Annotated in this window: 21 protein-coding genes; 3 read left to right on the plus strand and 18 right to left on the minus strand. The window is 44.1% G+C overall.

Annotated elements, in window-relative coordinates; translation table 11 throughout:
* Positions 1-31 precede the first annotated feature (31 nt).
* The 11 genes from isdG to FXF70_RS03795 all read right to left on the minus strand — a co-directional run bounded on the left by isdG (position 32) and on the right by FXF70_RS03795 (position 10,307).
* A complete protein-coding gene (gene isdG, locus FXF70_RS19335) occupies positions 32-1,153 on the minus strand; it encodes a heme oxygenase (RefSeq protein WP_035389921.1) in 1,122 nt (373 codons plus the stop codon).
* Between the two features lies 1 nt (position 1,154).
* Positions 1,155-2,168, minus strand: a complete 1,014-nt coding sequence (locus FXF70_RS03750; protein WP_099496941.1) for a FecCD family ABC transporter permease — start codon at positions 2,166-2,168, stop codon at positions 1,155-1,157.
* The gene (locus FXF70_RS03755; protein ID WP_008345587.1) at positions 2,165-3,103 is read right to left on the minus strand and encodes an ABC transporter substrate-binding protein; all 939 of its coding nucleotides are present in this window, start codon (positions 3,101-3,103) and stop codon (positions 2,165-2,167) included. The genes FXF70_RS03750 and FXF70_RS03755 overlap by 4 nt, the downstream gene beginning before the upstream one ends.
* A gap of 18 nt (positions 3,104-3,121) precedes the next feature.
* A complete protein-coding gene (gene srtB / locus FXF70_RS03760) occupies positions 3,122-3,871 on the minus strand; it encodes a class B sortase (protein ID WP_017358682.1) in 750 nt (249 codons plus the stop codon).
* A 26-nt stretch (positions 3,872-3,897) separates the two neighbouring features.
* Positions 3,898-4,668: an ABC transporter ATP-binding protein gene (locus tag FXF70_RS03765; RefSeq protein ID WP_024719523.1), complete on the minus strand. Its 771-nt coding sequence runs from the start codon at positions 4,666-4,668 to the stop codon at positions 3,898-3,900.
* Positions 4,655-5,641 (minus strand): FecCD family ABC transporter permease, encoded by a 987-nt coding sequence (locus FXF70_RS03770; RefSeq protein WP_007497915.1) that lies wholly within the window; start codon positions 5,639-5,641, stop codon positions 4,655-4,657. Before FXF70_RS03770 ends, FXF70_RS03765 begins: the two co-directional genes overlap by 14 nt.
* 33 nt (positions 5,642-5,674) lie before the next feature.
* The gene (gene isdE, locus FXF70_RS03775) at positions 5,675-6,562 is read right to left on the minus strand and encodes a heme ABC transporter substrate-binding protein IsdE (protein ID WP_148779843.1); all 888 of its coding nucleotides are present in this window, start codon (positions 6,560-6,562) and stop codon (positions 5,675-5,677) included.
* A 76-nt stretch (positions 6,563-6,638) separates the two neighbouring features.
* Positions 6,639-8,447 (minus strand): NEAT domain-containing protein, encoded by a 1,809-nt coding sequence (locus FXF70_RS03780; protein ID WP_148779844.1) that lies wholly within the window; start codon positions 8,445-8,447, stop codon positions 6,639-6,641.
* Positions 8,448-8,466: 19 nt separating this feature from the next.
* Positions 8,467-9,123, minus strand: a complete 657-nt coding sequence (isdC, locus tag FXF70_RS03785) for a heme uptake protein IsdC (RefSeq protein ID WP_035702537.1) — start codon at positions 9,121-9,123, stop codon at positions 8,467-8,469.
* 20 nt (positions 9,124-9,143) lie between these two features.
* On the minus strand, positions 9,144-9,602 hold the full coding sequence (locus FXF70_RS03790) for an NEAT domain-containing protein (protein ID WP_007497924.1): 459 nt from the start codon (positions 9,600-9,602) through the stop codon (positions 9,144-9,146).
* Positions 9,603-9,974: 372 nt separating this feature from the next.
* Positions 9,975-10,307: a winged helix-turn-helix transcriptional regulator gene (locus FXF70_RS03795; protein WP_007497926.1), complete on the minus strand. Its 333-nt coding sequence runs from the start codon at positions 10,305-10,307 to the stop codon at positions 9,975-9,977.
* A gap of 179 nt (positions 10,308-10,486) precedes the next feature.
* On the opposite strand from FXF70_RS03795, the gene FXF70_RS03800 reads away from it, so the two are divergent.
* Genes FXF70_RS03800 through ribD form a run of 3 tightly spaced genes read left to right on the plus strand, consistent with a single transcriptional unit; the run spans position 10,487 to position 13,197 of the window.
* The gene (locus tag FXF70_RS03800) at positions 10,487-11,380 is read left to right on the plus strand and encodes a VOC family protein (RefSeq protein ID WP_148779845.1); all 894 of its coding nucleotides are present in this window, start codon (positions 10,487-10,489) and stop codon (positions 11,378-11,380) included.
* Positions 11,358-12,119, plus strand: a complete 762-nt coding sequence (locus FXF70_RS03805) for a GTP cyclohydrolase II (protein WP_008345606.1) — start codon at positions 11,358-11,360, stop codon at positions 12,117-12,119. The genes FXF70_RS03800 and FXF70_RS03805 overlap by 23 nt, the downstream gene beginning before the upstream one ends.
* On the plus strand, positions 12,106-13,197 hold the full coding sequence (ribD, locus tag FXF70_RS03810) for a bifunctional diaminohydroxyphosphoribosylaminopyrimidine deaminase/5-amino-6-(5-phosphoribosylamino)uracil reductase RibD (RefSeq protein WP_148779846.1): 1,092 nt from the start codon (positions 12,106-12,108) through the stop codon (positions 13,195-13,197). Before FXF70_RS03805 ends, ribD begins: the two co-directional genes overlap by 14 nt.
* 69 nt (positions 13,198-13,266) lie before the next feature.
* On the opposite strand, the gene FXF70_RS03815 is transcribed toward ribD, so the two are convergent.
* The 7 genes from FXF70_RS03815 to FXF70_RS03845 form a co-directional block, all read right to left on the minus strand.
* Positions 13,267-13,632 (minus strand): VOC family protein, encoded by a 366-nt coding sequence (locus tag FXF70_RS03815; RefSeq protein ID WP_017368328.1) that lies wholly within the window; start codon positions 13,630-13,632, stop codon positions 13,267-13,269.
* 170 nt (positions 13,633-13,802) lie between these two features.
* Positions 13,803-14,657 (minus strand): polysaccharide deacetylase family protein, encoded by an 855-nt coding sequence (locus FXF70_RS03820; protein WP_148779847.1) that lies wholly within the window; start codon positions 14,655-14,657, stop codon positions 13,803-13,805.
* A gap of 65 nt (positions 14,658-14,722) precedes the next feature.
* Positions 14,723-15,052 (minus strand): PTS sugar transporter subunit IIA, encoded by a 330-nt coding sequence (locus FXF70_RS03825; protein ID WP_008345614.1) that lies wholly within the window; start codon positions 15,050-15,052, stop codon positions 14,723-14,725.
* Between the two features lie 19 nt (positions 15,053-15,071).
* A complete protein-coding gene (locus FXF70_RS03830) occupies positions 15,072-15,395 on the minus strand; it encodes a PTS sugar transporter subunit IIB (protein WP_008345616.1) in 324 nt (107 codons plus the stop codon).
* A gap of 12 nt (positions 15,396-15,407) precedes the next feature.
* Entirely contained in the window at positions 15,408-16,841 is a 1,434-nt protein-coding gene (locus tag FXF70_RS03835) for a glycoside hydrolase family 1 protein (protein WP_148779848.1), read from the minus strand.
* The gene (gene uxuA / locus FXF70_RS03840; RefSeq protein WP_041091556.1) at positions 16,838-17,902 is read right to left on the minus strand and encodes a mannonate dehydratase; all 1,065 of its coding nucleotides are present in this window, start codon (positions 17,900-17,902) and stop codon (positions 16,838-16,840) included. Before uxuA ends, FXF70_RS03835 begins: the two co-directional genes overlap by 4 nt.
* Before the next feature lie 15 nt (positions 17,903-17,917).
* On the minus strand, positions 17,918-19,228 hold the full coding sequence (locus FXF70_RS03845) for a PTS sugar transporter subunit IIC (RefSeq protein ID WP_007497945.1): 1,311 nt from the start codon (positions 19,226-19,228) through the stop codon (positions 17,918-17,920).
* Between the last annotated feature and the right edge of the window lie 24 nt (positions 19,229-19,252).

Raw genomic sequence — 19,252 nt, forward strand, 5'->3', positions numbered from 1 at the left:
GCTGCTTCTTCGCTGCAGCGCTTTTGAATATTTAGGCTTTTTTCTGTAAAGCGGGTCTTGTGACTTGCACTTCATAGTACGTAATTTTGTTTTTTAACAGGCCTTCAGGTTTCGCCTTTCCGTGAGCGTGCGCATCACCAAATGCCTGAGATTTTGTCCAATTCACAAAGTCTTCTTTTCGATTCCAGCGGGTGTGAATGGTCACTTCATCGTAATCAGTTGTCTGTTGAGTGACCCATACTTCCATTCCTAAAAAGCCTTCCATAAATTCTACTTGTCCCTGCTTGTTAAACCGTTTAACAAGGTGGTCTGCACTGCCTTTTTCTACTCTTACTTGGTTGTTTACAATAATCATGTTTGGTTCATCTCCCTTTTGTTGTTGAATGGAGGCAATGGGGATAATGAGCGGATGCGGTCCGTCTAAGTGAACCTCCGCCTGAATCCCAAAAACCTCCTTGAAAAAGTCTTCTGTTAACACTTCTTTTGGTGAGCCAATTTGATGCACTTGACCTCGCTTCATAGCAATGAGACGGTCACAATATTTTGCGGCCTGCTGCAAGTCATGGAGAACCATTAAAATGGTGATGCCATGTGTTTGATTCAGCTGTTTGAGCAGCTCCAGTAATTCAAGCTGATGCGCAATGTCTAAATAAGTGGTTGGCTCATCCAGAATGATAGTCTCTGTCTTCTGAGCCAGTGCCATTGCAATATATGCCTTTTGTCTTTCTCCGCCTGATAATGTATGGAGCATTCTGTTTTCATTGGTGCGGCTATTCGTCACCTCAAGCGCCCACTCAATCGCTTCATGATCTGACGTGGTGCTTTTTTTCCAGATGGAACGATGCGGACTGCGTCCAAGTGCGACCAGCTCACGTACTGTCATCGATGGAATGGCGGTTCTTGTTTGCATGAGAACTGCCACCTCCTTGGCGATCTCCTGTGCCGTCATCTCTTTTTGCGGGATGTCGTGAATGTAAATCATGCCGCTTTCGATTGAGGTCAGTCGTGCGGCCGCTTTGATAAAAGTCGACTTACCTGACCCATTCGGGCCAATGATTCCGGTCACACTCCCTTTAGGAACAGCTGCTGAAATGGAAGACAGCCGAAAGCCGCCTTGACTGAGACTCACGTCATCCATTGCAATGACATCCATCTTAACCCCTCCCTTTCTTTTTTAATAAATAGAGGAAGAAAGGTGCACCGATGCAGGCAAGCAAGATCCCTACAGGCAATTCAACCGGTGTAAACCAGACCCGTGCTGCTGTATCGGCAAAGACCACAAGCACGCCCCCTCCAAGCATTGAAATCGGTAGCAAATACCGGTAATCATCTCCGATTAAAAGACGGATAAAATGGGGTACAACAAGCCCGACAAAACCGATTAAACCACTGACACTGACAGCCGCTCCAGCTAAAAGAGCGGCCAGCGCAATGAGAAAAAATCGAGTCCTCTCTACTCGAAGGCCTAATAGCTGAGCCGATTCATCGCCAAGCAAAAGGAGATTGGACGGTTTAATGGCGAAAAAACAAAGACATAAACCAGCCAGCGCATATGGCGACACAAAGCTAAGATGATGCCAGCTCCGCCCGTTTAATCCCCCTGATAGAAAAGGCAAAACAGCCTGCACACGCTCACTGTAAAGCACCATAAACCCATTCATCACCGCACCAAGCAAGGCATTGACGGCAACACCTGCCAAGATCAATTTAAGCGGTGAAACCCCTTGATCAAATGACAGCATATACACGACAAGAGCTGCTAATAAGGCGCCCAGAAAAGCGGCTGCCGGAAGCAAATACGTGAATTGTGGAAGAACAATCATGCTGAGTACAGCAGCTAACCCGCCGCCCGCAGTCACACCAATGATCCCAGGGTCAGCCAGTGGATTTCGGACAACTCCTTGTAAAATCGCCCCTGATGCAGCGAGGCAGGCCCCAACGAGAAAACCAATGAGCACACGGGGCAGCCGTAAATCCATAACAATTTTTTCATGAACAGGCAGACCTGATCCCGTGAACACAGCCATTAAATCCGTCAGCGATAATTGGACAGAACCTACCGCAAGTCCTAGACAGACGCCCACACATAAAGTGAGAAACAATCCTGGTAACAGCCATTTTCGTCTTGACTGCCTTTTTTGAAAATCTAGTTCTGCATTCATCTTCATGATGACAATCGCTTCAATTTCTTCTCTAATTCATCGATCGCTCTGATGACTTCTGCGCCTGGATTTGTCCCAAATAGGTCACTTGGTAGAATCTCAACGTGTCCATTTTTGACAGCTGATACATCGTGCCACGCCGCATTTTGCTTCATTTCACTCATAAAGCCTGCTTTGACATCTTCAGGATTGCTGTGTGTCATCAGCAAAATGAGATCTGGATCGGCCTCGATTACCTTTTCTGCATTGATTTGTGCATATTGCGGAAACTTTTCGAGTGCTGGTTCATTTTCAGCAATATTCGCCCCACCAGCGATCCGCAGCAGATCACCGCTTAAAGATTGCGGAAGTGCCGCCATATATGTGCCGGGCGCACCATATACAACGAGTGTCTTTACTTTTTTCTCAGGCTGCTTCACTTGCTTGATCCGCTGATCGATTTGAGCATTGAGCGCTTTTGCCTTTTGCTGCTTTCCAAGTAAATCACCAAATAAAGTAACTTGACGCTGGATGTCCTTCACTGAGTTGGCACTTGTCAAAAGAAGCTGTGAACCAATCCCTTCTATAGTAGAGATATCCTTGCTGTTTAATGATTCATTCCCAAGCACCACATCGGGCTTTAAGCTCGTGATCAACTCGACATCAAATTGATGGGTTGTGCCAATTGATTGTACGGACTTTGCCTTTTGTAGATTGTCTGGCAATTCGGCAGTTGGCCGGCCGACAACCTGGCCACCTAAGGCATAAATGATGCTCATGTCGCCAGTTGACAACGAGACGATCCGTTCAGGTGATTCATGAAACGATAATGTTCTGCCGGCAAAATCCTGAATGTTGAGCGCACCTTGCCCGCTCCCATTCTCGACAGGCGCCGCCTGGCTGCATCCGCCGAGGAGAAGCACGACGACGAGTCCTGCCCAAATCACATGTAAACATTTCAACCGTCTGTCTCTCCTTTTCTAGTAAACTTTCTTTAGCTTCGCCTGTACCACGAGACGCTTGTTTTTAGGTGCCAGCACGTGATCACAGGTCGATAATGTGAGAATCAAGTCATCTGTGGATACGTCTGTTTTCGTTTGATAGATGGACTTCTTACGCACAGCTTGCAAGTAGTGCGCATATTCACCAAGATCCTGAAAATCAGTCTGAATATAATCGAAATCGACTGTCGTCTCATACACAGCAAAAATCTCTGCTTCATAGCTTTGATACAGCGTATCGTACTGAAATGTGCGATGATCTTGGAAGAAATCTTTTTTCAAATAGTTTGTGAGACCAGCAAACATAGACCCATCCCTCATCCGATGACCGTACACCACTGTATTGGGACTTTCATGCAAGACGTCATTACGATAATCCATAAAGATACTGCCTGCCCGTGTGTCATCCTTTACATAATTACGAGTTAAATAGAATGCATTATCGTTTGACTGAACAATTGGATACTGAATCATCGTGTCCTTCATATCAATCCAACCGACAATGTCTTCATTCACCTTTCGCAAATCATCAAATGACTGACGAATTTCTCCAGGTTTTCGCTGTTTCATTCCATCCTCGTGTGTGTAAAGTGTCTGAGCCTTTGCAAGCACCTGACGATTTTGATAATAGCCAAAGAGCTCCAAGCCAATGGCCGTACCGCTATATAGGAAAACACCTAAACAGACGATCGTCAGCATTCGCTGCCCGATCCTTTTCCCTCGTTTCACACTGTCTCACCTGCTTTTTGCACAACTTATATGCCTACAGGCACGATATACATCCCTGTTTCTGCATCTTGCTTAATCGTGACGGACACATGATAAATGTGCCGCACCATTTCTTCGGTTAACACATCATTGGGCCGCCCTTCGCGGATAATTTGTCCATCTTTCATGGCGATGATGACATCACTATAGCGAATCGCCTGATTCATATCGTGCAGGACCATCACGATGGTTAATCCATGCTCGACATTGAGCTCTCGAATGAGCTCAAGAATGTCAAATTGATAATACATATCCAAATAAGTCGTCGGTTCATCTAAGAAAAGGATCGGTGTTTTTTGCGCTAAAGCCATCGCAATCCATACACGCTGCCGTTCTCCGCCTGACAATGAGGCGAGAGGCACCTTTCGCTTATCCGTCAGCTTGGTACAGGACAGTGCCCACTCAATTGCTTTCTCATCCTCTTCCTTGTCACTGCCGCGCATCGTCTGGTAGGGCGTTCTCCCAAATGCCACCACTCTTTCGATCGTTAAATCGAGCGGCGCTTCATTTTGCTGATGTACGACTGCCAGCTTTCTCGCCAGTTCCCTTGGCTTGAACGCATTCAGCTCTTGTCCATCTAAATGAATCTGTCCTTTATGTGGACAATGGTTATGTGCCATCAAAGAAAGCAGCGTGGATTTGCCCGAGCCATTTGGACCGATAATGGTCGTAATTTTCCCTTTTTCGATCTTCGTGGTGACCGATTGAACAATGTCCCTCTGTCGATCATAGGAAAACGACACCTCACGAATGTCCATGCAGACGATCCCCCCTTCTTAATAAAAAGATCAGAAACGGCCCGCCAATGACAGCCATGATTGTAGAAGCAGGGATTTCATTTGGTGCCACAAGCGTTCTGCCGAGCGTATCAGCCGTCAAAATGAGCAAGGCCCCGCTTAACGCAGAAAATGGAATCAGTACCCGGTGGTCAGAGCCGACAAGCCTTCTAGAGATATGGGGAATGAGCAAGCCGACAAAGGCAATCACGCCCGCTACCGCAGCAGTCACCGCTGCTAATAACACCGCCGTGATTGAAATCAAAAGGCGCATTCTGGTCACACGCAATCCTAAGTTTTTCGCCGTCTTATCCTGAAGGGCAAGCAAGTTACACCATCTGCTAAAGAAAAGCGCAACCACAAGCCCAATGACGCCATAGACACCGATTAAACGGACATCTCCCCACGTTTTCATCGTCAGATTCGACTGTCCCGACTGATTAATGGTGATATTGAAATAGCTACAAATGGTCACAAACGCTTCTGCCATCCCTGTAAACATGGCATTGATGGCGATCCCCACCAAAATCATTCGAATCGGGCTTAAGCCGCCTTTCCAAGACAACACGTATACGAGGAAGCAGGCAATTGCCCCGCCTAAAACTGAAAATAAAGGAGAGTAGAAATAAAATTGAGGAAGCGCTGTAATTGCCATTAAAGAAAAGAAGCTAGCTCCCGATGAAATACCAATAACACCGGCATCTGCTAATGGATTCCTCATCACAGACTGCAAGAGGACACCGGAGACAGATAAAGCCGCCCCTGTAAACATCGCAATGAGCATGCGGGGGATTCTTAAATCTTTAATGATTTCTACCTGTGCATGTTGACCGGTCATAAGCCCTTCCAATAATTCAATCGGTGTAACATGAATGCTCCCCGTAATGGCGGAATAAATAAATACGCCGGCTAGTAAGAGACTGACTATCAGAAATAAAATCCCTGTTTTTTTCATCTTGAACGTCCTTTTATCATTAAGATTCGCCGCTTATGACGGGTACAACATACGAGTTAATTCATCTAATGCCTCTGCTGCCTTTAAGTTGCCTGTTGTCCCGAATAAGCTTTCTTCGAGGTCGTACACCCGGTCTTGTTTGACCGCATTAAAATGTTTCCAAATATCATTTGTTTTAAATTCTTGATCAAACATTTTGACGACTTCATCCGGCATCCCATGTGCGGCTCGGAGAATGATATCTGGATTGGCTTTTTGTAAATACTCCGTATTGGATGCCAAATACTCCATTTTCTCACCTTTTACGATGTTCTTTCCTCCTGCAATACGCACAAGATCACCGATATACGAATTCTCTGTTGCCACTAAATAACTGCCTGGTACACCAAGCAAAATGAGAACGGATGGCTTCGCTTTTCCCTTCGTTCTCTCTTGTATGCCTTTCTTTTTTTGTTCAAAATCATCCACAATGCGTTTCGCTTGTGTCTTTCTATCATATTTTTCTCCAAGCTTTGTGATGGCGTTCTCCATCTTGTCCAGGCTCTCAAGGTTGAGGTATGTCGCAGGGACAGAAGCTTGTTGAAAAGGCGTTTCTAAATCATATTGAAGGGTCGTGACAGACAGGACATCTGTCGGTTGAAGTGATTGGATGATTTCCATGTCCGGGCTCATTGGGTTACCGACTGCTGGGAGTCCTTTGTATCGAGCCGGCAAGGATTTTTGACTTGTTGGCACCCCGACAAGATCCACCTCTAGCGCATCCATGATCTCAGCAGCAGCTACAGTCGTTGCCACAATGCGGGCACTTGATGCTGGGCTTTTTTTGCCTTTCGCTGAGCTTTCAGCTGATTGTGAGCAGCCTGCTAAGAAGACGCACACACATAGAGCCGTGATCAGGGTACATAACATTCGATGCTTCAAAAAACGGAAGCCTCCTTTCGAAAAAAGGAAGTGGATGCGCCGAGATGAATGGCGCACCTCACTTAAAATAGATTCTTTATCTTGTACGAGTTTGATACTTTCTGACGAGCACGAATAGTGACCCGCCGAATAAAAGAATGTACACCCAAAGAAGTGAAGTATCTCCTGTTTTCGGGTTCAGCTGACCTGTCTCAGACTTGGTTTGGTCATCTGATGGCGTAAAGGTCATCTGCTCTGCGCCCGTTTCCTCTGGTGCGAGATTCGCAAGCTGGTTTGGTTGAGAATCGTGATCATTCGGATTTTTCACAAAGCCGATGCTCTCATCGTCTCCGATCACCGTCGCAATTCCGCTTCCTTCACCACTTGCGATGCCTTTCGTATCATAGACAAGTTTGACATCGTACTGCTCATGATAATTGGCAGCTGGAATGTCAATTTTCACGCGTGCTGCCTGAGCACTACTCAAACTTTTTGCTTCATATTGAATCACTCGTGTATCTGCTTTTTGATCAGCCTTTGCAACTAGCGTCTCTTCAAATTTACCGCCGGTTCCTACTTGGAACGACGTGATGGCTGAGCTGTTCTTGACAGTGTATGAAACGAAATGGCGGCCATTTTTCACCACCAATGTCGCAGGGCTCACGACGTAATCGTTCATGCGAGAAAGCTCATCTTTGTCTGCTTTCTTCATTGAAAAAGGAAGCTTGTACACCCCGTCTTTTAGCTGAACTGTCTCTTGATTCGTTCCGCCGTTCGTTGTGTCTGGTGCTGGTTTATTTGGTTTTGGTGTTTCTGGTGTAGCCGGTGTTTCTTCCTCTATTTGACCGTCCTTCAGTGGAACGATACTTTTTGAATCAAATTGAAAACGAATATCGTACGTTTGATCATAGTGAGCTGCTGCTACTACAATGTGTACTTTTCCGTTAACTGCTTTTTTCAGATCAGACACTTCAAATGAAACCACTCTTGTGTTCTTTGCTTGATCTGTGCTCACGTTTTTCACTTCTTGATAAGAACCGTTTTTCTCTATTTTCAAAGAATCAACTGACGTATGATCCTTCACCGTAAAGGAAACGGTTTGCGTTCCATTTTTAACGGTTAACGATGCTGGATGTGAGAAGTATTGGCTCATCCGAGATGCCTCATCCTCATCGCCCTTCAGCACACTGTAGTTGATACGATACACACCATCTTTTAATTGGTTCTGCGTCGAATCAACTGGTGTTGTGCCGTTTTGATCATCTGGCTTTGTTTCGCTGTCGCCTGGCGTCGTGCCACTTTGATCATCCGGCTTTGTTTCGCTGTCGCCTGGCGTCGTACCATTTTGATCATCTGGTGTTGTTTCGCTGTCGCCTAGCGTCGTACCGTTTTGATCATCTGGTGTTGTTTCACTATCGTCTGGCTTCGCAGGCGTGACAAGTGTGAGACTGCTCTCGTCGAAAGCGAGCTGTACGTCATACGCCTCATCATAAATAAAGCCGCCTAAGTCCCAGTAAATTTTGACCCAGCCATTTAATTTGGCTGATACATCGGCTACATCAAATTTGATCACACGCGTATTCGCTGTCTCATCTTCACTGACCGTTTCAGTGGTGACGAGAGAGCCATTTTGTTCGACCTTGAAATCTGTGATTTCTTTGCTTTGCTTCAGCGTAAGATAGGCAGTCGTCTTGCCATTTTCGATGATGAGCTTAGCTGGCTTTTCTGTATACGTATCCATCATGGATGCTTCAGTGCTGCCATTTTTTAAAATGGTGAATCCGGCCGTATATTCACCATCAACCAATGATGCCGCCTGAGCCGTTCCTTGAGGCAGCTGAAACGCAGTCAACAAACTGAATAAAACGAGCAGAATAGCTGTCTGTAGATGAAAAAGACGTTTCAAAAGATGACACTTCCTTCCGTTAATGCTTGATGATCCACTTTCTTGCTAAAAACCCGCCTGAACATAAGACAAGCACAAGGAGCCATCCCATCTGGCTTGTATCACCAGTTTGAGGATTTTCTTCTTGTTTTGTTTTGGTGGATGAATCAGTTGTTTTGGTTGTTTCTTTTGATGATTCTTGATGTTTTGCTGCACCTGCTGTTTCTTTTGAACTGTCAGAAGAAAGTGACTTGATGCTGCTTTCATCGAATTTCAGCTGGATGGTATAGTCGTGATCATAATCAGCCGATTTGACTGTGACATGGATTTTTGACTTGATTGGTTTAGACAAACTCTGTGCTTGGAATTGAACAAGCCTTGTATTGGCTTTCTTATTCGTTGATAGGACCGTCGTATCGACATAGCCACCATTTCCCGGCACTTTAAATTCCGTTACCCAGCTGCTGTTTTTAATGGTCATTTGCACAGTCAGCTTGCCATTTTTCACGATCACTTTTGCCGGCTTCAGCCAGTAATCATTTGCCATCGAAACGGCAGTTCCTTCGGCCTTCATCACAGTGTAATTGACGGAGTATGTACCATCATTTAATGAGGCAGCCTGTGCATTTGAAAAAGGCAGTATAAGTGCCAGCAATAATGCAGCCACAAAGGCTGGCATCCTGATCCATTTTTTCATCAGATGAATTTCCTCCCTTTTTATTGAACAGTTGCTGCATCAAACTTGACGCGAATATCGTAATTGCCTGTATATCCAATGACCGGTACAGTCACACTCACTTTAGCTGGTACAACATCTGTCAGGCTGTTGACATTGAACTCTACCGTTCTCTTATTAGCAGCTGTGTTTGTACTGATCACCTTTGCATCTTTGTAGACACCTTGATCTAATGTTTTAAAGCTTGTAATCCAAGAGCTATTCGTTAACGTAACTTGCGCTTTGATTTTTCCGTCCTTCACAACAAGCTTAGCTGGTTTTTCAAAATACGTATTTGCTGTTGACGTTGAATCACTGTCTGCTTTCCATACCACATATTGTGCTGAATATTGACCATCTGCTAAGCCTGCTGCTGAGGCAGAGCTAACCGGGGCTAGAGCAAACAATAGGACAAAGCTAAAGAATAATAAAACGTGTGATGCTGAACGAAGTGATTTCATATATATCCTCCTAATTGATATTGATAATTATTCTCAATAAATAATAAAAAAAATAACCTTTATCAGCGTATGAATCACACTCATAAATGATTATGATAATCATTATCAATTGAGTTTAAAAAATAAATCTTTGCTTTCGACAAGTCAAAGATGTCTGCTGCTACATGATGTAGTGATACACGGTTTAGGTAATCTGTCCCATTCATGATACCATGGCATAACCTCCCCATTCCATTACAGGGAAAAGAACCCTCTTCTCCTTGATATTATATGATGAATGAATTTATTGTCAACATCATTTTTCATACTATTGACTTAGATTTCTGGAAAATCACAAAAAAAAAATCGATCAGGGGCACTGATCGAAATCGATTAAGAAGGGACATGTTCACCCTTTTCACTATTTTTTCGCTCTAAAGACCAAGCATACATTTCCCGTATGACTGGTTCAATTTTCTTTCCTTGTTCTGTTAGTTCATATTCAATCCGCACGGGAATGTCGGGATATACTTTTTTCTCAACAAGACCTTCAGCTTCTAAATCTTTCAGCCTTTCTGATAATAACCGTCCGCTGATGTTCATTTCATTTTCTAGCTGACAAAAACGTTTTGGCCCTGTCAAAAGCTGATTGATGATGAGAATCACCCACTTCTTCCCTAAAATCTCCATGGCATCTGTAATTGGGCAGCCATCTACTTGAGCCATACTTTACTCCCTCCTGCTTTTCTCTACTTTTTTTCATTATAACATAATTAATTACTTGAAATAAGTCACTAACTATTATATAGTTTAGTTACTAAAAGTAACAAGGTAATCATTTTTATCAATTTTCAATAAACCATTGAACATGCAGATGCATATAACATGAAGGAGATGACCGAGCTTTGAATACAATAGAGCAGGTAAGATTAGGTGTAACAGAATTACATGTGTCCAGCTTTGAGCGTTCTTTGCCTTTTTATACAGACATTTTAGGTTTTACTTTATTAGAACAGACGGATTCTACTGTCACGCTTGGCAGCAACGCAAAGGAACCAATCCTTGTGCTGAAAGAAGATGTGCAGCTGAAAGAGAAGCCGGATCATGAGCCAGGACTTTATCATTTTGCGGTTTTATTACCTACCAGAAAAAACCTGGGCACATGGCTGGCGCATGTGATCAAAAAAGGCTATCCTTTAATTGGAGCGAGCGATCACTTTTTCAGTGAAGCCATTTATTTAAGTGATCCAGATGGCATCGGCGTTGAGATTTATGCTGATCGTCCTCAGGACATATGGGTAGGTGAGCATGGAGAGCTGAAAGGTGGCGGAAATGCTCCGCTTGATGGAGATGGTCTCCTGCAAGAAGCCGCTGATTCCACCTGGGATGGACTCCCGGCTGGTACAGTCATGGGACACTTGCATTTCCATCTCAACCCAGAAGAAGCCGATTCCTTTTATGTGAACACGCTCGGTTTCCATATCCGAATGGCTCCCCCAGCCAGCTTATTCGTTGCTGGTGGCGTCTATCATCATCACCTTGCCTTTAATGCATGGGGACGCGGGAGAAAAGGAGCCATTGATCCACGTTTTTCAGGAATTAGAAGCTATACACTGGTTTTCCCAAAAGAAAGCGATAGAACATCCGTCGTCGAACGTCTGACAAAAGCAGACGTTCACATGAACACGACAGGAAAAAGTAACGAATTTATTGATCCATTTGGCGTTCTCGTTCGTTTACAGATTGAAGAAACAGACAAAAAAGAAGGTGCAGAATATGGACAAACACACAGAGGTTAAAACAGCCATTTTAAAAGATAAAATCAAACGAGTACAGCAAGAAGACGGATTTATATATATCACTGGACCTATTAAACTGCCAGTGAATTTAGACGGTAGAACGGTCATGTTTAACTGGTATTCATGGTTAAAAGATGACGGGAAAGAACCATTATCAGATGAAGCTTTAATCGAAAGCCTTTCCTCCCGTGAGCTTGCAGATCACCAGCAATCAAGCGTCCTTGTTTACGGAGATTTCGAACATGCTGATGAAGCGTTGATCCGCATGCATTCCATCTGCCACACCGGCGATATTTTCGGAAGCAAACGCTGCGATTGCGGGTTCCAATTGAAACAGTCTATGCGAATGATTGAGGACAATGGAGCAGGCGCACTGTTTTATTTAGCCAACCATGAAGGACGCGGGATCGGTCTTTTCAGTAAAGCCATGGCCTACATCTTGCAAGAAAACGGCTACGATACTGTAGAAGCAAACGAAGCACTGGGCTTTGAAGATGATACACGTCAATATGAAGAAGCGATTGCTGTTCTTCAAACATTGCGTACAAAGCCAGTCAGACTGATCACCAATAATCCGAAAAAGACCGATGCTATCAGTCATGCAGGCCTTTCTCTTTCTGGACGGATTCCACTTTGGGGTGATGTCTCTGAGTTCAATGAAAAATACTTGCAGACAAAAATTAACCGCTCAGGTCATATGAAGGCGGATCAAGAGGTGCGTACGATTGCCACATCATGAGCGATATATGAAACTAGCCCTTGAAAATGCCGAAGCAATGAAAGGTCAGACATCTCCCAATCCGCTCGTCGGGGCTGTGATTGTGCGAGAAAATGAAATTGTTGGGGTCGGGGCGCACATGAAGGCCGGCGAACCACATGCAGAAATTCATGCACTTAAAATGGCTGGAGACAAGGCAAGAGGTGCCACGATCTATGTGACACTAGAGCCTTGTTCCCACCATGGCCGCACAGGCCCATGCGCTGAAGCACTTGTGAAAGCTGGCGTAGAAAAAGTCGTCGTTGCTGCACTGGATCCGAACCCGCTTGTTGCCGGGCGTGGGATTGCCATTTTACAAGATGCAGGCATTCAAGTCATCACAGGCGTCATGGAGCAGGAATCCATTCTCATGAATGAAGTGTTCAACCACTTTATTACGAAAAAAACGCCTTTCGTGACACTCAAAGCAGGCATTACGTTAGACGGAAAAATTGCATCTGCTACGTCTGACAGCAAGTGGATTACATCAGAGACGTCCCGTTATGATGCACATCACATTCGCAGTATCAACGATGCGATCTTGGTCGGTGCGCAAACCGTCATTCACGACGATCCTTCATTAACAGCACGCATTCCAAACGGTCATCATCCGATTCGAATTGTCTTAGACTCTAAACTGTCTATCCCGCTGACAGCAAAGGTGGTCACGGATCAAATGGCGCCAACATGGATCTTTACAACAAAACAAGCCGATGAAGAAAAACGAGCCGCTTTAGAAGCAGCTGGCGTCAGTGTCATCATGACGGATAGCGATATCCGGGTGCCCTTACAAGAAGTACTTCAAGTGCTCGGAGAAAGAAATGTCTCCTCCCTGATGATTGAAGGCGGCGGACAAATCAATGCCTCATTTTTGGAGCAGCAGCTTGTCGATAAACTCGTCATCTACATGGCACCTAAGCTCATTGGCGGACGACTCTCTCCTTCTTTTTTCGGAGGCGAAGGCATACGCCTCATGAGTGATGCAATTGAACTGGATCAACTCTCTCTTGAACCGCTGGGAAAAGATATAAAGATAACGGGTTATCCTGTTTATCAATAACATACTTTCATAAAATAAGGATGTCGAGATTTTCTCGACATCCTTATTGTTTCTCACAAGATTTATTTTCTACAGTCTCTCTAAAAATTCAATTCGATTTCCAAATGGATCATCTACATAAAACCTGATGGCTCCATCTAACGGCTGATCTTCCTTTATAAGAATATGATGTTTCATTAATGTCTCTTTTACATTTGATAATTTTTTTACTTGAAAAGCTGGATGAGCTTTTTTCGCTGCTTGAAACTGATCTTCAATGCCAATGTGAAGCTGTTGATTGCCACACTGAAACCAAACACCACCACGTTTTGCTAGGTGAACAGGCTTAGGGATTTCCTTCATTCCTAGAATCTCCCCAAAAAACAAACGTGCCTTCTCTTCACTCCCCTTTGGGGCAGCTAACTGGACATGATCAATTCCAAGAAAATTTGACATCTTTGCTCTCTCCCTTTTCACATCATTTAAAAAACATTATGTGTGACGATCACGTCTGAAGAATATATCTAGATGTGTACTCAAGCCCTATGATGTTGTCGATCCACAAATCATCTCCACGAAACGTGTCGTAAAATGTTTCATGTGAAACATCTGTGATCTAATATTGATCAATTTCCCTTTATCAGCCTGCCAAAGCTTTCGGGTGAAAGTCCCGGTGAAATGCGCAGGCGGTGTAAGGACATCATGCCTTGTTCCTTTTTCGCATGTCCTGGTTCAGTGGTCACAGCCATTTCATATCCTGCTTCCTTCGCCAGCTTCAGCGTGTCTTCGTTATAGCGACCGACCGGATAGCTGACCATGACCGTTTGTTGGGAAAACCGCTGGTCAAAGAATACCTTCGATCCTTTTAATTCTTCTTCCTGCTGCTTCTGTGATAAACGATTGAGCTCTAAATGATGAATGGTGTGACTCTCTATTGAAATACCATGCGCCACCATATCATCCATTTGGGCATCGGTTAAATGATGCGGACGGCCAATGGACTGCTCGATCATAAAAATCGTGGCTTTCATTCCATATTCCTTTAAAATCGGAAATGCCTTTGTGTAGTTATCCGTATATCCATCGTCAAATGTGATAAGAACATACTTTTCACTTGGTGTCGAATTCGTCGCGAGAACTTGATATGCCTCTTTCGGCGACAGCGTGACATAGCCGTTGTCTTTCAGCCACTTCATATGAGCCGCAAATTCGCTTTTTGGCACACGTAAAGAATTACCACTAGAAATGCTGTGATACATCAAGATTGGAAGTGCAACGGGTTCCTTTTGCTGAATCCAGTTTTGTTTGTCTATCTCTGCTGCTTCAATTTGCTGCGTTTCTGTTGTTTCTTTCGTTTGTACTTGACCCTTTACCTCTTTGATGGCTTGCTGGTTTCCTTCTGTTTGCTGTTTCGTACCCATACAGCCCGAAATGAGCAGCATGACTAGACCAACTGCAAGCCACATACATGTTTTTTTCATTCACCAATCCCGCTTTCTCTTTATCTACCGAATGATTATAACAGAAATTGGTTAATAACGGATATCTATTTTGACAGGGTATTCATTTTTTTACACATTTCGATCATTTCAATGGCAAGCAGATGGATGGTCTCTGTTGTGAGCATTTGGTCTTCTGCATGTATGAGCAGTAAAGAAAAGGGAAGCTGTTCCCCCGCCGCCTCTTTTTGTATCAGCGACAAGTGAAGGTCATGGATGCTTCGAAACGCTTCCTCCCCTTTTTCAATCAACTGCTGCGCTGCTTCAAAGTCATCCGCTCTTGCTAGACGAATGGCTTCTACATAATGGCTTCGTGCCTCACCTGCATGGGCAATGATTTGAAAGGCTGCTCCCTGCATTTCCTCTAATACCGTCATCTGCTTCTCCTCCGATTGCTCAAGATTCATTTGCTAGTTTCAGTGCATGTTCTAGAATTTTTTCTCCATTCGCTGTTCCATATAATCTTACATTTACCACATCGACAGGTATATGATAAGGTGCCGCTGTTTTTTCTGCTGCCTTTCTCATAAAGCTAACTTGCGGTCCTAGCAAAATGACCTTTACATCGTCCCCATGCTCTTCTAATTCATCCGCAATGGCCCCTTCAGGTATCGCATAAATTTCATAATCCAGCCCTTTTCCTTCTGCGGCTGCCTTCATTTTAGATACCACAATCGACGTTGACATTCCTGCTGCACAAGCGAGAATGATTCGCTTCATATCCCATCACTCCTATTGATAAATGACATCTGGTTCATCCCTTAATTTCCTCGTTTGGATTAATGTCTTGTACCAGTACCCTGACGCTTTCATCTGACGATTCCGTTCATTATCCAGCTGGATCTCTACTAATCCGTAGCGATTCTTGAATGCATTCATCGGTGAGACATTATCCGTAAAAGCCCACAGCATATATCCCTTGCAGTTTGAACCTTCTTTTTTCGCTTGAAGGGCTTTTTTCAAATGCTGACTGATAAATGAAATTCGGTACTGATCATCAATGATGCCGTCTTCGTTTTTAAACCGCTCTTCCTGCTCGACCCCCATACCGTTTTCAGCCACAAACCACTCGATATTGCCGTATTCTTCTTTTATTCTCATGCCCATATCATAGACGATATTCGGATAGATTTCCCAGCCTCTGAATGGATTCATTTTTCTCCCTGGGAGCTCAAATAGATCGTAATAATAAGATGGATGAAACGGTGTGTTTTCGTTCCAAGCCTTGCTAGGTGCCTTAACGCGATGCGGATAGTATAAATTAAGACCGACCACATCGACTGTATGATCTTTAATGATCTGAAGCTCTTCTTCCGTTGCATCGAAAAGAATGTCATGCTTTTTCAATACATCAAGCAGTTCTTCTGGATACTCGCCTTTAATGGAGGGATCTAAGAACACGCGATTAAAAAACAAGTCATACATGCGGGCAGCTTCTTGATCATGCGAGGCAGTCGATCTCGCATACGTCACTTCTGGATTGAGAATGACCCCGATTTTTGCACCGGCTGATTCCTTCAAGCCCATTTCCTGAAAAAGCTTCACCACTTTTGATGTCGCCAAGGCTTTATGATAGTTCCACTGCATCCATTTCTTCGTATTTTGCTCGAAAGGATAACGAATAGCATCTAGATACACACGAGTCTGAACAACAATTGGTTCATTAAAGGTAAACCAATGTTTGACCCGGTCTCCATAGCGTTCAAACACCTTTTCTGCATAGAGAACAAACAGCTCGACAACATGTTTAGATGACCAGCCGCCGTACTTTTCAAGCAAAACGGCAGGAAGCTCATAATGCTCTAAGCAAAACATTGGCTCTACACCTGCTTCAAGTAATTCATTGATGAAATCATCAATATAACGAGCATAGGTCTCATCTACAATTCCATTCTCGTAATCGATGAGAAACCTCGACCAATTGATCGATGTCCGGTAATGAGATAACCCAATTTCCTTCATAAGGGCTACATCTTCAGGATAGCGCTCGTAAAAATTCGTTGCTCCTGCTGGTCCGTATCCTTCGTGCCATACGTGATACCCCTCCTTATACCAAAGGTCTATATACGAATCCTGATGCGGTTTCTTCCCTTTCCAACCCTCCGTCTGCCAAGCAGAAGCCGCAGCACCTAGAATAAAGTCATTGGGTATGTCGATTTTGTTCATGTTGCCACCTGACCTTTCTTCGTGTGAATTTGAAGTCCTTCCCACATCCCTTGTAAATACATAGCTCCAAGTGCTCGGTCGTATAATCCATAGCCAGGTCTGCCCGTCTCACCAAAGATCATTCGTCCATGATCTGGCCGAACATATCCAGCAAATCCTTCCTTAAACAATGCGTTCACAATCGCTCCCATATCGAGGCTACCTGCTGACGACAGGTGTGCCGACTCTTCAAAATCACCGTTTTCATACAAATTGACATTGCGTAAATGAGCAAAGTGTATACGCCCTTTTTTAGCATACTTTCTCGCAAGTGAAGGAACATCATTTTTCGCATTACAGCCTAGGGAACCGGAACAAAAGGTCAGTCCATGCTGTGAGCGTTCATCGAGCTGAAGGATACGATCTATTTGTTCTTCACAGCTGACAATGCGGGGCAGACCAAATATGTTCCAAGGAGGGTCATCTGGATGCAGTGCCATGTTCATGTTCTCTTCCGCTGCAACTGGAAGGATATTTCCCAAGAAATAGTCTAGGTTCTCAAACAACCCTTCCTCCCCCAATGCCCTGTATGCAGCCATCAACTTTCTCATTTCTTCCTGCGTATAAGACGTATCCCACCCTGGTAAGGAAAGTCGATCTTTTTCTATATCCATCTGTTCAAGCTGATGCTGAAAATAAACAAGGGTCGTCGATTGATCGGCTAGTGGGAAATCAAGCTCTGTTCGTGTCCAATCAAGGACTGGCATGAAGTTATAACAAATGACCTTCACACCATGCCTTGCTAATCTCCGAATATTTTCTTGATAATGCTCGATATAAACATCCCGGCTAGGCTTTCCCAGCTTAATATCTTCATGAACCGGGAGACTTTCTACGACTTCAAAAGCAAGATCGTGACGTTCAATTTCCGCTTTTAAATGAGCAATACTTTCCTCCGGCCACAGATCACCAGCCGGCACATCATAGACTGCACTGACAATCCCTTTCATGCCTGGAATTTGCCGAATATATGAAAGGGAGACAGGATCTTCTTTGCCATACCATCTAAATTGCATGTTCATTCATGAGCCCTCCTTCTATTCTGAATCAGGTGCTGCTTCTGGCTTCCGGTTGGATAAGAGGACAAAAGGTAAATAGATGAAAACAGCGACAACAATACAGATAAGCTGTGTGATGACAGCCCCCATACTGCCAGCGGTAGACAGCCAAGCATTCACAATCGGAGGTGTCGTCCACGGCACCATCACCACCGCTTTCCCCGCAAAACCTGTAGCGGTTGCGATATAACCAATCGTACCTGTCACGAGTGGTGTAACGATAAACGGAATTGCCATCACAGGGTTCAACATGACAGGTAATCCGAAAATAACTGGTTCATTGATGTTAAACAGTCCAGGTCCTGATGAAAGCTTGGCAATGCTCCGCATCTCTTCTCTTCTTCCTGCTATAAAAATGGCGATCAACAGACCAATCGTCACACCCGAACCACCAATGCTCATATACACATCCCAAAATGGCATCGTGATAATATTTGGAATCTCTTTGCCCTCTTGAAATGCTGTCATATTCACTGCAATTGATCCTAATAACAGCGGCTCGCGAATCGGTTTAATCATTTGGTTGCCATGAATACCGATCACCCAGAAAAATTGAGCCACAAACATTAACGTTAAAATACCAGGCAGTCCCTGCACAACACTTTCAAGCGGACGCTGCACGACGTTATATACCGCTTCATGCAAATAAATGCCTGTCAGACGGTGAAACGCAAATCCGAATGAACTAATGATTGTAATCGTAATAATTGATGGGAAAAGTGAAGAAAAAGATGTCGCCACATTTGATGGAACAGAATCTGGCATCTTAATTTGCAGCCACTTCACCTCGGTAAGCTTACAAAAGATCTCTACAGAGACGATGGCAATGATCATACCCAAAAATAAGCTTTTTGGATCGGAGAATTGCCTCGCCAACACATCGACAACCTCACGCATTGATCCATCGACTTCAAGAAGAAGTGTCGTCGGAATAACGGATATAAATGAAATCAATGCCATTAATCCTGGGAACAATGATTTGTGTCCATTGATTTTCCCGAGCTCAATCCCGATAAGGAACACAGCCCCGATCGTTAAAAAGTTCAGCGTGGCATAATTGATTGCCTTCATAATTGGCTGAAGCTCTGCTAAAAACCTGAATATCTCAAAATGGGCAAGCCCCGTTTCCGGGCTCATGATCATATTTGCGACCAGTACAGCAAATGCCCCCGTAATGATAATTGGCATTAATGTGACAAATGCTTGCTTAATCGCCATAATATATTTCTGATTTGTAATACGATAAGCGACATGTCCCATGACGTCGGCCGCTCTCTCTTTAAAGCTCATGATCCGTCTCCCCCTTTACAAAAA

The organism is Bacillus sp. Y3, from assembly GCF_008123875.1.
Taxonomy (GTDB): domain Bacteria; phylum Bacillota; class Bacilli; order Bacillales; family Bacillaceae; genus Bacillus; species Bacillus altitudinis.

Excerpts from the sequence above, each read along its gene's own strand:
- isdG (WP_035389921.1), bottom strand. The coding sequence starts at position 1,153 with ATGGATGTCATTGCAATGGATGACGTGAGTCTCAGTCAAGGCGGCTTT.
- FXF70_RS03750 (WP_099496941.1), bottom strand. The coding sequence starts at position 2,168 with ATGAAGATGAATGCAGAACTAGATTTTCAAAAAAGGCAGTCAAGACGA.
- FXF70_RS03765 (WP_024719523.1), bottom strand. The coding sequence starts at position 4,668 with ATGGACATTCGTGAGGTGTCGTTTTCCTATGATCGACAGAGGGACATT.
- FXF70_RS03770 (WP_007497915.1), bottom strand. The coding sequence starts at position 5,641 with ATGAAAAAAACAGGGATTTTATTTCTGATAGTCAGTCTCTTACTAGCC.
- isdC (WP_035702537.1), bottom strand. The coding sequence starts at position 9,123 with ATGAAAAAATGGATCAGGATGCCAGCCTTTGTGGCTGCATTATTGCTG.
- FXF70_RS03790 (WP_007497924.1), bottom strand. The coding sequence starts at position 9,602 with ATGAAATCACTTCGTTCAGCATCACACGTTTTATTATTCTTTAGCTTT.
- FXF70_RS03795 (WP_007497926.1), bottom strand. The coding sequence starts at position 10,307 with ATGGCTCAAGTAGATGGCTGCCCAATTACAGATGCCATGGAGATTTTA.
- FXF70_RS03805 (WP_008345606.1), top strand. The coding sequence starts at position 11,358 with ATGGACAAACACACAGAGGTTAAAACAGCCATTTTAAAAGATAAAATC.
- FXF70_RS03815 (WP_017368328.1), bottom strand. The coding sequence starts at position 13,632 with ATGTCAAATTTTCTTGGAATTGATCATGTCCAGTTAGCTGCCCCAAAG.
- FXF70_RS03820 (WP_148779847.1), bottom strand. The coding sequence starts at position 14,657 with ATGAAAAAAACATGTATGTGGCTTGCAGTTGGTCTAGTCATGCTGCTC.
- FXF70_RS03825 (WP_008345614.1), bottom strand. The coding sequence starts at position 15,052 with ATGACGGTATTAGAGGAAATGCAGGGAGCAGCCTTTCAAATCATTGCC.
- FXF70_RS03830 (WP_008345616.1), bottom strand. The coding sequence starts at position 15,395 with ATGAAGCGAATCATTCTCGCTTGTGCAGCAGGAATGTCAACGTCGATT.
- FXF70_RS03835 (WP_148779848.1), bottom strand. The coding sequence starts at position 16,841 with ATGAACAAAATCGACATACCCAATGACTTTATTCTAGGTGCTGCGGCT.
- uxuA (WP_041091556.1), bottom strand. The coding sequence starts at position 17,902 with ATGAACATGCAATTTAGATGGTATGGCAAAGAAGATCCTGTCTCCCTT.
- FXF70_RS03845 (WP_007497945.1), bottom strand. The coding sequence starts at position 19,228 with ATGAGCTTTAAAGAGAGAGCGGCCGACGTCATGGGACATGTCGCTTAT.